Raw genomic sequence first — 13,355 nt, forward strand, 5'->3', positions numbered from 1 at the left:
CCCGTTCTGCCTCTCAGTAGATCAGAGCCCGGTCAACATCGCATCTGCCGGCGCATCGGCCCGGTCTTGCGCCGTCATCTGGAAGTAGGCAAACCCCACTGCCATGAAGCCCAGGAAGATCAGCCCGATCAGTGCGTTGAACCAGGCCATGGCCACCAGGCACACCACCGCCAGTACCAGCGCAATGCCTGGCACGACGGGGTAACCCGGTGCACGGAACGTGCGTTCCAGCAGCGGTTCGCTCTTACGCAGTTTGAACAGGCTGAGCATGCTCATGATGTACATCACGATGGCGCCAAAGACCGCGATGGTGATCATTGCGGCGGTCAGCGTCATGCCGCCCAGGTTGATCAGGCCGTCGCTATAGATTGCCGCGATGCCCACCACGCCCCCGGCAATAATTGCCCGGTGCGGTGTCTGAAACCGCGACAGTTTGGCGAGGAAAGACGGCAGGTAGCCGGCGCGGGCCAGGGCAAAGAACTGGCGCGAGTAGCCAAGAATAATGCCGTGGAAACTGGCTACCAGGCCAAACAGGCCGATCCACACCAGCATGTGCAGCCAGCCGGAGCTGTCACCCACCACGGTTTTCATGGCTTGTGGCAAGGGGTCGTTGATATTGGACAGAGTGCGCCAGTCGCCCACGCCGCCGGCAAAGAACATCACGCCCATGGCCAGGATCACCAGCGTCAGGATGCCGCTGATGTAGGCCTTTGGAATGGTGCGCTTCGGATCTTTCGCTTCTTCGGCAGCCATGGCCGCGCCTTCGATGGCGAGGAAGAACCAGATAGCGAAAGGAATCGCGGCAAACATGCCGGCAATCGCTGGCGCGCCAAAGGTGTCGGAACCGGCCCAGCCGTTCAGGGCAAAGTTGCTGAAGCTGAAGGCGGGCGCCACTACGCCCATGAACACCAAAAGCTCGGCGACGGCGAGCACACACACCACCAGTTCAAAGGTGGCGGCGAGTTTTACGCCGAGGATGTTCAGGCCCATGAACACGATATAGGCCCCGACGGCTGCGTGTTTTGGGTCCAGCGCGGGAAACTGCACATTCAGATAGGCGCCGATGGCCAATGCGATCGCAGGCGGTGCGAAGACAAATTCGATCAAGGTCGCGAGCCCGGCGATCAGCCCACCTTTCTCACCGAAGGCGCGACGGCTGTAGGCAAACGGCCCGCCCGCGTGTGGAATAGCCGTGGTCAGCTCGGTGAAACTGAAGATGAAACAGGTGTACATCGCGGCGACCATCAACGAGGTCACCAAGAAGCCCAGCGTCCCGGCCACACCCCAGCCATAGCTCCAGCCGAAGTATTCGCCGGAAATCACCAGCCCGACGGCGATGCCCCATAAGTGCAGGGTGCCCAAGGTGGGTTTAAGTTGTGTGTTCATTGTGTTGCTCTCCCTGAACCGGTTGGATTGATTCAAGGTGTTGCAGCGGCCATGCCAGGAGGGGAATCATTGTCGTAAAGCTGCGCAACTGTCGCCACGGGAACGGTTTGGCGTTTGAATCCGCATCACCCTGCACCAGATCAGGGCGAGTCCTACCGCAAGTGCGCATAAATCCCCCTGTAAACCCCGCATAAACCCACTCTTTACGCCGTCTTTACGCCCTGCCTGCTCCCTCGCTCTCGTTCCTTTACGCCACTCCTGTCGACAATTGCCCCACACGCGGCACTCGCCGCTAAACGGAGAGACTTCCATGAGCGTTCTGGACGGGGTGTCACTGCTATTGGCCGTGGCGCTGTTCATTTATCTGCTGGTTGCGCTGTTACGCGCGGATCGGAACTAGGAGCGGGCCATGCACAGTTATGACTATTGGCTGATCATTGCCTTCTTTGCGGTGGTGTTGGTGCCAGCCCCATTTCTGGGGCGGTTCTATTACAAGGTGATGGAAGGGCAGCGCACCTGGCTCACGCCGGTATTTGGCCCGGTAGAACGCGCCTGTTATCGCTTGTCGGGCGTGGACGAGCATCAAGAACAAAGCTGGCAGAAGTACATGCTGGCCTTGCTTGCGTTCAACCTCGCAGGCTTCGTGCTGTTGTTCGCGATCCTGCTGTTCCAGGACTACCTCCCACTGAACCCGCAGAAATTGCCGGGTCAGGAATGGACCCTGGCCTTCAACACCGCGGTCAGTTTCATGACCAACACCAACTGGCAGTCCTACAGCGGTGAGGCATCCCTGAGCTACCTCAGCCAGATGGCGGGCTTGACCGTGCAGAACTTCGTCAGTGCCGCCACCGGTCTGGCAGTACTGGTCGCGTTGTGCCGTGGGATCGGTCGCAAATCCACCAAGACCTTGGGCAACTTCTGGGTCGATATGACCCGCGCCACCCTCTACGGCCTGCTGCCGTTGTGCCTGGTGCTGGCGTTGTTCCTGGTGTGGCAGGGCGTGCCGCAAACCTTCGCTCACTATGTAGATGCCGTGACGATGCAGGGGGTGGATCAAGTAATTCCCCTGGGCCCGGCGGCCAGCCAGATTGCGATCAAGCAATTGGGTACCAACGGCGGTGGCTTCTTCGGCGTCAACTCGGCGCATCCGTTTGAAGACCCGACTGCCTGGGCCAACCTGTTTGAACTGGCGGCGATCATCCTGATTCCGGTGGCGTTGGTGTTCACCTTCGGCCACTACGTGAAGGACCTGCGCCAGAGCCGCGCGATCCTCGGCTGCATGCTGGCACTGTTCCTGATCGGCGGCGCGACCTCGCTGTGGGCCGAATACCAGCCCAACCCGACCCTGAACAACCCGGCCGTGGAACAAACCGCGCCGCTGGAAGGCAAGGAAGCGCGCTTTGGCACCACCGGTACGGTGTTGTGGTCGGTGACCACGACGGCGGCATCCAACGGTTCGGTCAACGGCATGCAGGACAGCCTCAACCCCCTCAGCGGCATGGTTGCGCTGGTCAACATGATGGTCGGCGAAGTGATCTTCGGCGGCGTCGGCGCCGGTATGTACGGCATGTTGCTCAACGTGTTGATCGCGGTGTTCCTCGCCGGCCTGATGATCGGCCGCACCCCTGAATACCTGGGCAAGAAGTTGCAGGCCAAGGAAGTGCAATTACTGGTGGTGACCTTGCTGGTGATGCCGGTTGGCGTGCTGGTCCTCGGTGCCATCGCCGCGAGCCTGCCTGGCCCGGCCGGTGCCATCAGCAATCCTGGCCCCCACGGTTTCAGCCAATTGCTCTATGCCTACACCTCGGCCAGTGCCAACAACGGCTCGGCGTTTGGCGGCTTCAGTGCCAACACGCCGTTCCACAACCTGATGCTGGGCCTGGGCATGTTGATCGGTCGCTTCGGCTACATCCTCCCGGTACTGGCCCTGGCCGGCAGCCTGGCGATGAAGAAGACCGCACCGATTGGCCAGAACAGCTTCCCGACCCACGGCCCGCTGTTCGTGACCCTGTTGACCGTGACCATTTTGCTAGTGGGCGGCCTGACTTTCCTGCCAACGCTGGCGTTAGGCCCCATTGCTGAACACTTGAGCATGGGCTTCTAAGGGGATATGAAAATGAATATGCCTGCAAAAAATGCGGCTCCGGTGCAAACCCAGGAGCCTGCCAAAACCGCCATCTCCGCCCTGTGGCGCCCGGCGCTGGTCCAGGCGTTCGTCAAGCTGGATCCGCGTCAACTGCAACGCTCGCCGGTGATGCTGGTGGTCGAATTGACCGCCATCCTTACCACCGTGCTGTGCTTCGTACCTGACACCGCGGTGCCCACCTATGTCGCGGTGCAAATTGCGGTCTGGCTGTGGTTCACCGTGTTGTTCGCCAACTTCGCAGAAGCCTTGGCCGAAGGGCGTGGCAAGGCGCGTGCCGACAGCCTCAAGGCCGGCAGCGAAGGCTTGAGCGCTCGTCGCAAGGAGGCCGATGGCAGCTTCAAGGTCGTGCCGGCCACCAGCTTGCGCAAAGGTGATGTGGTGCGCGTGGCCGCCGGGGAAATGATCCCCGGTGACGGCGAAGTCATCGAAGGGATCGCGGCGGTCAACGAAGCGGCGATCACCGGCGAATCCGCACCGGTCATCCGCGAGTCCGGCGGCGACCGTTCGGCCGTCACCGGCAACACCCGCCTGGTGTCGGACTGGCTGCTGATCCGCATCACTGCCAACCCCGGTGAGTCCACCCTCGACCGCATGATCGCGCTGGTCGAAGGCGCCAAACGCCAGAAAACCCCCAACGAAGTCGCGCTGGATATCCTGCTGATCGGCCTGACCCTGATCTTCCTGTTGGTGGTGGTGACCTTGCAACCGTTCGCGCACTTCGCCAATGGCAGCTTGCCCCTGGTGTTCCTGGTCGCACTGCTGGTGACACTGATTCCTACAACCATTGGTGGTTTGTTGTCGGCCATCGGCATCGCCGGCATGGACCGCCTGGTGCGCCTCAATGTGATCGCCAAGTCCGGCCGTGCCGTGGAAGCGGCGGGTGACGTGCACGTGTTGCTGCTGGACAAGACCGGCACCATCACCTTCGGTAACCGTCGGTGTGCGGCGGTGGTCGCGGCGCCTGGCGTCAGCGGCAAGGAAGTCGCCGAGGGCGCGTTGTTTGCCTCCCTGGCGGATGACACGGCGGAAGGTAAATCCATCGTTGAATACCTGCGCGCCTTGCACCCGCAGGCCGAGCCCTCTGCGGATGAGCTGACCGCCGTGCCGTTCAGTGCGGAAACGCGGTTGTCCGGTGTTGACTACCAGGACCGTGTGTTCCGCAAAGGCGCGGTGGATTCGCTGCTCGCTTTTATCGGCCAGCAACGTCGTGACTTGCAACCGGCATTGTCGCGGGAAATCGACAAGATCGCCCAAAGCGGCGGTACGCCGTTGCTGGTGTGTGCCGATGGCAAGTTGCTCGGTGCGATCCACCTGAAGGACGTGGTCAAGCCCGGCATCCGTGAGCGTTTCGCCGAGCTGCGCAAACTGGGCATTCGCACCGTGATGGTCACTGGCGACAACCCGCTGACCGCTGCAGCGATTGCTGCCGAAGCGGGCGTGGACGACGTGCTGGCCGAAGCCACGCCAGAGAAAAAACTTGCGCGCATTCGCCATGAACAGAACGACGGCCGCTTGGTGGCAATGTGTGGCGACGGCGCCAACGACGCCCCGGCGCTGGCCCAGGCTGACGTCGGTATGGCCATGAATGATGGCACCCAGGCCGCCCGCGAAGCCGCCAACATGGTCGACCTCGACAGCGACCCGACCAAGCTGCTGGACGTGGTGCAGATCGGCAAGGAATTGCTGGTCACCCGTGGCGCACTGACCACCTTCTCCATTGCCAACGACGTGGCCAAGTACTTCGCGATCCTGCCGGCACTGTTCGCCTCGATCTACCCGCAATTGGGCGTGCTTAACGTGATGCACTTGCAGAGTCCGCAGAGCGCGATTCTCTCGGCCATCGTGTTCAACGCGTTGATCATCGTGGTGCTGATTCCGCTGGCGCTGCGCGGTGTGCGCGTGCAAGCGGCGAGCGCGGCGGCGTTGCTGCGGCGCAACCTGCTGATCTACGGGCTGGGCGGGATCCTGGTGCCGTTCGTGGGCATCAAGGCGATCGACATGCTGCTGACTGCGTTGCACCTGGTTTGACCCGAATCCTGTGGGTGCCAGATGGGCGCCCACAGGTTGCAATGACCGAATTGAGGAATCCGAAATGTCCAACATGATTCGCCCGGCCCTTAGCCTGCTGGTGCTCATGACCCTGATCACCGGCGTCGCTTACCCACTGGTGGTAACCGGCGTCGCCCAAGTCGCCTTCCCGGACCAGGCCAATGGCAGCCTGGTGCGTGACGACAGCGGCAAGGTGCGTGGCTCCAGCCTGATCGCCCAGGACTTTACCGGTGACAGCTGGTTCCACCCACGCCCATCAGCGGGCGCTTTCGCGACGGTTTCCAGCAGTGCCAGCAACCTTGGCCCCAGTAACCCGGCGCTGGCGACGCGCATCTTCGATGACGCAAACAAGCAACTGGTACCCAGCCAGGGGCCCGTACCTTTGGCATCGCTGACTACCTCTGGCAGCGGTCTTGATCCACACTTGCCACCGCAGGCGATTGCCTATCAACTGGCGCGAGTGGCGGCGGCGCGGAATGTACCGGTATCGACCTTGCAGCGCTTGCTCGATGAGCACATTGAAAGCCCGCTGGTAGGGCCGCCGGTGGTGAATGTGCTGGCGCTGAACATGGCGCTGGAAAAGCTGTAACCCGATCAATACCTGAAGGACACTGCCCGCATGAGCGACTCCGGCCGCGCCGATGCCCTGTTAGCCGATCTGCCCCGGGACGGCCGTGGCCGGCTCAAAGTCTTCCTCGGTGCCGCGCCGGGTGTGGGCAAGACCTACGCCATGCTTCAGGCTGCGCACACTCAGTTGCGCCAAGGCGTGCGGCTGATTGCCGGTGTGGTCGAGACCCACGGCCGCGCCGAGACCGAAGCCTTGCTCAGTGGCCTGCCGCAACAGCCTTTGTTGCGCAGCGAATACCGCGGGGTGATGCTCGAAGAAATGGACCTCGATGGCCTGCTCGCCGCCAAGCCCAAGCTGGTGTTGGTGGACGAGCTCGCCCATAGCAACGCGCCCGGCAGTCGCCATGAAAAGCGCTGGCAAGACATCCAGGAATTGCTCGCCGCTGGCATCAACGTATTTACCACGGTCAACGTCCAGCACCTGGAAAGCCTCAACGACCAGGTGCGCGGTATCACCGGCGTGCAGGTGCGCGAAACCCTTCCCGATTGGGTGCTGCAAGAGGCCGACGAACTGCTGCTGATCGACCTGCCGTCCCGCGAGCTGCTGGAGCGCCTGCGTGACGGCAAGGTCTATGTGCCGGAGCAGGCCCGCGCGGCCATCGATGCGTTTTTCACCCAGACCAACCTCATGGCCTTGCGCGAGCTGGCGATGCAAACCGCCGCCGCCCACGTCGATGACGACTTGGCCCAGGGCTACCGCCAGCTTGGCCAGGCCGCGCCGGCGGTGCGCGGTCGCTTGCTGGTGGGCGTGGATGGCGATGCACAGGCCGAACGTCTGGTGCGCCATGCCAGTCGCGTTGCCCAGCGTCGGCATTTGCCGTGGAGCCTGGTGCATATCGATAACGGCCGTGCGCGGGATGAGCAGTCGCGACTGCGCTTGCAGAATGCTCAGCAATTGGCCGAGCGACTGGGCGGTGAGGTGGTGTTGCTGCGGGCGGGGGAGGTGGCCAAGACACTGATCCAGCATGCTGCTGAACGTCGCGCCAGCCTGTTGCTGGTGGGGCAGTCGCGGATGCGTTGGCGGCGTCGCTTGTTTGGCGGTGGCCTGGCCGCGCGGTTGTTGCGTAATGCGCGAGGCCTGGAAATCAACGTCCTCGACAGCGACGACATCCCAGCACCGCCGCGTTTGCCGGATGTGCGCGGGCTGGTGTGGTTCGACTATGCGCTGGCGGTGGTGGCGACGGTGGTGGCGGCTGCGGTGGCGTGGGCGGTGTCCAGCGTCTTGCCGCTGCCGAATATCTCGCTGGTGTTTCTCGCCGCCGTGCTGCTGGTGGCGGTGCGCAGCAGCCTGGGGCCATCGCTGGTGTGCGCGGCGTTGTCGTTCCTGACCTATGACTTTCTGTTTATCCCGCCGAATTTTTCCTTCGCCATCCAGCGCGAAGAAGATGTGCTGACCCTGTTGTTCTTCCTGTTGATGGCGGCGTTGACCGGCAACCTGGCCGCGCGTCAACGCCGGCAGTTGCAGGCATTGCGCGATACCCAGGAGGAAACCAGCGAACTGCTCGACTTGTCGCGCAAACTCACCGCCGCCACCGATCGCCAGGCCGTAGTCAGCGCCGCTGCACACCATTTGCAAGGCTGGAGCGACCTGGACCTGTGCCTGGTCAATCGCGATGGGCAGGGCGGTTGGACCATCGAGACCGGCGGCCCGCTGACACTGACCGAAGCCGAGCGCGCTGCGGCCGATTGGGCCTGGCAGCACGACCAGCCGGCGGGCATGGGCACCGGCACCTTGCCGTTCGGGCGTTGGTGGTGGTGGCCATTGTCAGGGGAGGAGGGCCCGCTGGGGTTGCTCGGCGTCAGTCCCAAGCCCGGCCTGGAGTTGAGCGGCCAACGCCGGCGTTTGCTCACAGCCCTTAGCCAACCCTTGGCCCAGGCGTTGGCACGGGCGCAACTGGCCCAGGAGCTGGAGTCCGCTCGATTGCACGGCGAAACCGAGCAGTTGCGCAGCGCGTTGCTGGCCTCGGTGTCCCACGATTTGCGCACGCCGCTGACGTCCATGCGCGGCAGCATCGACAGCCTGTTGGCGCTCGGTGAAGCCATCCCGCTGGAGGATCGCCGCGAGTTGCTGGAAGGCACCCGCGATGAAGCGGAGCGCCTGGACCGCTATATCCAGAACTTACTCGACATGACACGCCTCGGCCATGGCGCGTTGAAACTGGCGCGGGATTGGGTGTCGCCGGGCGATATTGTCGGCAGCGCCCTTGGCCGTCTGCGTGCAGTGCTGGCGCCGTTGCAGGTGAGCACCGATGTGCCGCCCGAGTTGCCGTTGTTGTATGTGCATGCCGCGTTGATCGAGCAAGCGTTGGTCAATGTGCTGGAAAACGCCGCACGTTTTTCACCGCCGCAAGGTCGTTTGCAGCTGAGCGCCGGCGTTGCGGACAACCAGCTGTTCTTCGCCGTGGCTGATGAGGGCCCGGGTATTCCGGAAGACGAGCGCGCCAAGATTTTCGACATGTTCTACACCGCCGCCCGAGGCGATCGCGGCGGGCAGGGCACGGGCCTGGGCCTGGCGATCTGCCAGGGGATGGTCGGGGCTCACGGCGGGCATATCAGTGTGGCCGACGGTATTGACGGGCGGGGCACCTGCATCACCTTGTTCCTGCCGTTGCCGACACAGCCTGGCCTGGAGCGCGAGGCATGAGCTACCCTGTTTTCTTCACGGATTTTGATGGAACACCATGAGCCAGACCGCGACGATTTTGGTCATTGATGACGAACCGCAGATCCGCAAATTCCTGCGCATCAGCCTGGCCTCCCAGGGTTACAAAGTGATCGAGGCCGGCACCGGCAACGAAGGCCTGGCCCAGGCGGCGTTGAGCAAGCCGGATTTGCTGGTACTCGACCTTGGCCTACCGGACATGGACGGCCAGCAGGTGCTGCGTGAGTTTCGTGAGTGGTCGACGGTGCCGGTGCTGGTGCTGTCGGTGCGGGCCAGCGAAGGGCAGAAAGTTGAAGCCCTCGACGGTGGCGCCAATGACTATGTGACCAAACCCTTCGGCATCCAGGAATTTCTCGCTCGGGTGCGCGCGTTGTTGCGCCAGGCGCCGGCGGGCGAAGCCCAGGAAGCGGCGTTGCGTTTTGGTCCGTTGACCGTGGACCTGGCCTATCGCCGGGTGCTCTTGGACGGTGCTGAAGTGGCGCTGACCCGCAAGGAATACGCGGTGTTGGCGCAACTGGCGCGGCATCCGGGGCGGGTGATTACCCAGCAGCAATTGCTCAAGGATATCTGGGGGCCGACTCATACGGAGGACAGCCACTACCTGCGCATTGTCGTGGGTCATTTGCGGCAGAAACTGGCGGATGATCCGACCCAGCCACGGTTCATTGTGACCGAGGCGGGGGTGGGGTATCGGTTGTTGAGTGCTTAGCGTGTAGGTGTCTGGCCATCAGCAACACCAGCTCTTTCAGCTCTGCTCGCTTTCATACCGGTCCAACGTATCACTGGCGATTTCCCGCCCAAGCGCGATCAGCTCCGGCGCCTTGTAGAACTCGAAAAACCGGCACACCCGCTTCGGTACGTTTATCAGCACATCCGGCGGGTAACCGGCAATCTTGTACTGCGCCAGCGAGGTCTGCATCACCTCGAAGCTCTGGTTGATCAAATCCAGCAGTGACGCCGGGCCGACGTTATCGATGATGAACGAGCCGGTCGCAGACTTCGGTGCCCCCGGCTTTTCGGGTGCGGCAGCAGGTTGTTGGGATTCGGGCTCGGCCGACTCCAGCCACGGGTTGATCTCCGCTGCCTGAGCCTCCAAGGCTTCCTGCTCCAACTTCATTAATTGTTCGGCTTGCTTGCGGCGAAACGGCAGATGCGAGCCAAGTGACTTGGCCAGGTTGTTGAACCGGCTCTTGAAGGCGGGCGGGCGCTGGATCACCGGCAACTGGTAGTGCTTCTGGTTAGTGGCGTTGAGGTTGACCGCGATGATCAAGTCGCAATGGCTCGACACCACCGGCACGATGGGCAGCGGGTTGAGCAGGCCGCCGTCGACCAGCATGCGGTTGCCTTGCATCACCGGGGTGAACAGGCTGGGAATCGCCGCCGAGGCGCGCATCGCCTGGTGCAGGCAGCCTTCCTGGAACCAGATTTCCTGCTGGTTGGTCAGGTCGGTGGCGACGGCGGTGTAGGGGATGCGCAATTCCTCGATATTGATCTCGCCGACGATCTTGCGGATCTGCCCGAAGACTTTCTCGCCGCGAATCGCCCCCAGGCGAAAACTCACGTCTACCAGGCGCAATACGTCGAGGTAATCGAGGCTTTCGATCCAGTTGCGGTAGTCATCCAGCTTGCCGGCGGCGTAGATCCCGCCTACCACGGCCCCCATGGAACACCCGGCGATACAGGCGATGTCATAACCGCGCCGTTCAATCTCTTCGATCACTCCGATGTGCGCATAACCCCGGGCCCCGCCGGAGCCCAGCACCAAGGCAACACGTTTTTTCATGGTCCATGTCCTTCCCAAGGCAGGGTCCCACAATGCACCCATTGAGGGGGCGGCTTCAATCTTCGCGGGCGGCCGGCGATATTTTTCCAGAATAGCCACGGTGCTCGGGTATGCTCTGGTCTGTAGGTACTATCGATTTCAGGCTAAGGACAGGCACTTTTCCATGTAGGCAACGTCTACAACGTACGACTGTTTTTTCTTTTTGAGGTGTCATCAATGAAAGCCTGGATGTGTGTACCTGTGATCATGCTGGCCTTGGCCGGTTGTGCCGGGAAGACCGCGTACCGCGACAGCTGCGGCAGCCAGTTGGACGCTGCCTGGAAAGAGCTGGATCTGGCCAAGGCTGAAGGCTTTGCTGGCACGGTGAGCTACTCTAAAGCGTTGTCGCTGCTGACGGGCGCCAAGACCCAGCAACAATTTGAAGCGTTTGAAGGCTGCTCCAACAAGGCCGAGAAAGCGCGGTTCTATATTCGTGAGTCTCGCGCCGGGCGTTGACCTGCAGCAGCGAGTAGGATTTCTCATCAGACAGTGAGGGCAGGATGTCAGCTTTGGTCGATCAGTTAGTCGCTCAGGTCATTGGCCTGGAAGTAGGGTTACTGAGCTGCCAGGCTCGCCTCGCCGCCGTCACCGACGATGAAGCCTTGCATGACCTGCGCACCACCGTGCGCCGTCTGCGCAGCCTGTTGCGCCCCTTGCGTGGATTGCCGGGAGTGGAACAGCTTGAATTGGCCGCCAGTACTGTCGGCCAACTGACGACGCCGCTACGCGACCGCGAGGTGCTGGCGGCGTATTTGCATCAGCATGGTTATCACGAAGCCGCCAACCGTCGCCTGCGTCTGCAACCTGAGGCCTATCGCCAGGTGGCGCAAAGCCCGGAGCTTGCGCATTTGCTGCTGATCCTGGATGCCTTTCCGCGTTTTATTCGTGCTTCTGAACATCAGAAATTGCTTAAAGGCTTGCGCCCACGCATTGAAAAACGTCTAGCCAAACAATGGCAGAAACTCGATGAAGCCTTGAAAGACCCTGACCATGATCGCCATCGCCTGCGGTTGTTGATCAAGCGGGTGCGCTATGCCGCCGAAGCCTATCCCGAACTGGATAAGCTGCCTGCCAACGCGATGTCGCGCCTGAAAAAAGCCCAAGGCGCGTTAGGCGATTGGCACGATTGCTGGCAATGGCTGGCCCAGGCCGAGCATCAGGCGGATCTGCAACCTTGTGTTGCGGTGTGGCATCGCACCATGGCCAAGGCTGAAGGGCGGGCGGATCGCGTGCTGGACAAACTCAGCACCGATTGTTTCTGAACCGGTCCGGCTTTTGGCCGGAATAGGCGCTGTACCTGGCGGGTCCGATGGTTAAGATCCCTCATCTGTTCCTTTTGATGTGAGACCGCCATGCGCTTTAGTGATTTGCTCGACGCCGCCCGCAGCAACCCGCTGGATGTCACCATCCCCGCCGAATGGGCCCAGGGCCGCGCAACCTTTGGTGGCCTGGTGGCTGCCTTGCAATACGAAGCCCTACGCGCCCAGGTGCCAACCGATCGCCCGCTGCGGTCGCTGGCCATCACCTTCGTCGGCCCTGTAGCGCCGGACGTTCCTGCCAGTTATCAAGTCGAAGTGTTGCGCGAAGGCAAGGCCGTCAGCCAATTGCTTGGGCGTGTGGTGCAGAACGGTGAAGTGGCGACACTGGTACAGGCCAGTTTCGGTGCGTCCCGTGAGTCGGAAATCGCGGTTGAAAGCGAAGCGCCGCCTGTGTTCAAACATTGGGATGAATGCCAGGAACTGCCCTATATCAAGGGCGTGACCCCCGAATTCATGCGCCACTTGGCGATGCGTTGGAGTGTCGGCGGCTTACCCTTCACCGGCAATAAATCTCGTGACATGGGCGGTTGGGTTCGCTTACGCGGAGATGTCAAAGAAGAGCCACTGACTGAAGCGCATATCCTCGCCCTGGTCGACGCCTGGCCTCCGGCCTTGCTGCCGCACCTGAAAAAACCAGCACCCGGCAGCACCCTGACCTGGACCATCGAATTCATCCAGCCTTTGCAGGATCTGACGACCCTCGACTGGTGCCAGTATTACGTCAACATCGAACACGCCCGCGACGGCTACGGCCATGCCGCTGCCGCCCTCTGGAGCCCGACCGGCGAGCTGATCGCCATCAGCCGCCAGACCGTGGTGGTCTTCGCCTGACCTCAATGCCGGTGGCGCTGCCGCCAGGCACGCCACCAGCCGCCGCTTAATACAAAACGCGGAAAAGTCACGAACTGCTCGACCACCAAGCGTTGCACCGCATCTTTACGGTCACTGAACGGCTCGCTGGCCTCGGCTTCCAGGCTATGGCCATGACGCTGCAACGCCAAGCCTGCCAGGATCCCGACCACACCCACGGCAAAACTGGCCAGGCTCAAGCTGAAAACCCCGGACACGATCAACAGAAACCCGATGATGAACAGCGGTACGGCAATCAGGTGCAACGCCAAGTTGGTCGGGTGTTGGTGGTTCTGCGGGTAGTTACGCCATTGCCAGGCGGGGAGATTGGGGTGACGTTTGCCCATGATGGTGAATCCTCTGTCCGTTGAAATAGCATGGAGAGAGTTTAGGTGGGGTTGGATGGTGGGGCGAATTGGGGCTGGCTATGGGGGTCATAGAGCCCGTGTCCCCGGTTCGATAAATGATCTTGCTATAACCGTTTAACAGCCTTGG

General features: G+C 61.9%; 12 protein-coding genes. 9 read left to right on the forward strand and 3 right to left on the reverse strand.

All coding sequences use genetic code 11. The features are described 5' to 3' along the window. Positions 1–21: 21 nt before the first annotated feature. Positions 22–1,386 carry an ethanolamine permease gene (gene eat, locus AYR47_RS15545; protein ID WP_061435813.1) on the reverse strand — a complete coding sequence of 455 codons (1,365 nt, stop codon included), beginning with the start codon at positions 1,384–1,386 and terminating at the stop codon, positions 22–24. 310 nt (positions 1,387–1,696) lie between these two features. Between eat and kdpF the strand changes: the two genes are divergently transcribed. The 6 genes from kdpF (at position 1,697) to AYR47_RS15575 (ending at position 9,579) form a co-directional block, all read left to right on the forward strand. Further along, positions 1,697–1,786 carry a K(+)-transporting ATPase subunit F gene (gene kdpF / locus AYR47_RS15550; protein ID WP_003218754.1) on the forward strand — a complete coding sequence of 30 codons (90 nt, stop codon included), beginning with the start codon at positions 1,697–1,699 and terminating at the stop codon, positions 1,784–1,786. 9 nt (positions 1,787–1,795) lie between these two features. Further along, positions 1,796–3,490, forward strand: coding sequence for a potassium-transporting ATPase subunit KdpA (gene kdpA, locus AYR47_RS15555; RefSeq protein WP_061435815.1), 1,695 nt, complete (start codon positions 1,796–1,798; stop codon positions 3,488–3,490). Positions 3,491–3,502: 12 nt separating this feature from the next. Next, the gene (kdpB, locus tag AYR47_RS15560) at positions 3,503–5,560 is read left to right on the forward strand and encodes a potassium-transporting ATPase subunit KdpB (RefSeq protein WP_208603931.1); all 2,058 of its coding nucleotides are present in this window, start codon (positions 3,503–3,505) and stop codon (positions 5,558–5,560) included. Positions 5,561–5,624: 64 nt separating this feature from the next. Then, entirely contained in the window at positions 5,625–6,170 is a 546-nt protein-coding gene (gene kdpC / locus AYR47_RS15565) for a potassium-transporting ATPase subunit KdpC (protein WP_038844521.1), read from the forward strand. Between the two features lie 30 nt (positions 6,171–6,200). After that, positions 6,201–8,852, forward strand: coding sequence for a sensor histidine kinase (locus AYR47_RS15570; RefSeq protein ID WP_061435819.1), 2,652 nt, complete (start codon positions 6,201–6,203; stop codon positions 8,850–8,852). A gap of 37 nt (positions 8,853–8,889) precedes the next feature. Further along, the gene (locus tag AYR47_RS15575) at positions 8,890–9,579 is read left to right on the forward strand and encodes a response regulator (RefSeq protein WP_010211910.1); all 690 of its coding nucleotides are present in this window, start codon (positions 8,890–8,892) and stop codon (positions 9,577–9,579) included. Positions 9,580–9,615: 36 nt separating this feature from the next. Here AYR47_RS15575 and AYR47_RS15580 read toward each other — a convergent pair whose 3' ends face one another. Continuing rightward, complete coding sequence (locus AYR47_RS15580) at positions 9,616–10,653, reverse strand: patatin-like phospholipase family protein (protein ID WP_038844524.1); 1,038 nt, start codon at positions 10,651–10,653, stop codon at positions 9,616–9,618. Between the two features lie 216 nt (positions 10,654–10,869). Here AYR47_RS15580 and AYR47_RS15585 point away from each other — a divergent pair, with 216 nt between their 5' ends. The 3 genes from AYR47_RS15585 to AYR47_RS15595 all read left to right on the forward strand — a co-directional run bounded on the left by AYR47_RS15585 (position 10,870) and on the right by AYR47_RS15595 (position 12,842). Continuing rightward, positions 10,870–11,148: a hypothetical protein gene (locus AYR47_RS15585; RefSeq protein ID WP_003172685.1), complete on the forward strand. Its 279-nt coding sequence runs from the start codon at positions 10,870–10,872 to the stop codon at positions 11,146–11,148. Between the two features lie 44 nt (positions 11,149–11,192). Continuing rightward, on the forward strand, positions 11,193–11,954 hold the full coding sequence (locus AYR47_RS15590) for a CHAD domain-containing protein (protein ID WP_061435820.1): 762 nt from the start codon (positions 11,193–11,195) through the stop codon (positions 11,952–11,954). Positions 11,955–12,044: 90 nt separating this feature from the next. Then, positions 12,045–12,842 (forward strand): acyl-CoA thioesterase, encoded by a 798-nt coding sequence (locus AYR47_RS15595; RefSeq protein ID WP_061435822.1) that lies wholly within the window; start codon positions 12,045–12,047, stop codon positions 12,840–12,842. Positions 12,843–12,844: 2 nt separating this feature from the next. Here AYR47_RS15595 and AYR47_RS15600 read toward each other — a convergent pair whose 3' ends face one another. Beyond that, positions 12,845–13,207, reverse strand: a complete 363-nt coding sequence (locus tag AYR47_RS15600; RefSeq protein WP_010211905.1) for an Mpo1-like protein — start codon at positions 13,205–13,207, stop codon at positions 12,845–12,847. Positions 13,208–13,355 lie beyond the last annotated feature (148 nt).

The organism is Pseudomonas azotoformans, from assembly GCF_001579805.1.
Taxonomy (GTDB): domain Bacteria; phylum Pseudomonadota; class Gammaproteobacteria; order Pseudomonadales; family Pseudomonadaceae; genus Aquipseudomonas; species Aquipseudomonas azotoformans_A.

Bases quoted from the DNA above. Each gene is read 5' to 3' on its own strand.
- kdpA (WP_061435815.1), top strand. From the start codon at position 1,796: ATGCACAGTTATGACTATTGGCTGATCATTGCCTTCTTTGCGGTGGTG.
- kdpB (WP_208603931.1), top strand. From the start codon at position 3,503: ATGAATATGCCTGCAAAAAATGCGGCTCCGGTGCAAACCCAGGAGCCT.
- AYR47_RS15595 (WP_061435822.1), top strand. From the start codon at position 12,045: ATGCGCTTTAGTGATTTGCTCGACGCCGCCCGCAGCAACCCGCTGGAT.
- AYR47_RS15575 (WP_010211910.1), top strand. From the start codon at position 8,890: ATGAGCCAGACCGCGACGATTTTGGTCATTGATGACGAACCGCAGATC.
- AYR47_RS15585 (WP_003172685.1), top strand. From the start codon at position 10,870: ATGAAAGCCTGGATGTGTGTACCTGTGATCATGCTGGCCTTGGCCGGT.
- AYR47_RS15570 (WP_061435819.1), top strand. From the start codon at position 6,201: ATGAGCGACTCCGGCCGCGCCGATGCCCTGTTAGCCGATCTGCCCCGG.
- AYR47_RS15590 (WP_061435820.1), top strand. From the start codon at position 11,193: ATGTCAGCTTTGGTCGATCAGTTAGTCGCTCAGGTCATTGGCCTGGAA.
- kdpF (WP_003218754.1), top strand. From the start codon at position 1,697: ATGAGCGTTCTGGACGGGGTGTCACTGCTATTGGCCGTGGCGCTGTTC.
- AYR47_RS15600 (WP_010211905.1), bottom strand. From the start codon at position 13,207: ATGGGCAAACGTCACCCCAATCTCCCCGCCTGGCAATGGCGTAACTAC.
- kdpC (WP_038844521.1), top strand. From the start codon at position 5,625: ATGTCCAACATGATTCGCCCGGCCCTTAGCCTGCTGGTGCTCATGACC.
- eat (WP_061435813.1), bottom strand. From the start codon at position 1,386: ATGAACACACAACTTAAACCCACCTTGGGCACCCTGCACTTATGGGGC.
- AYR47_RS15580 (WP_038844524.1), bottom strand. From the start codon at position 10,653: ATGAAAAAACGTGTTGCCTTGGTGCTGGGCTCCGGCGGGGCCCGGGGT.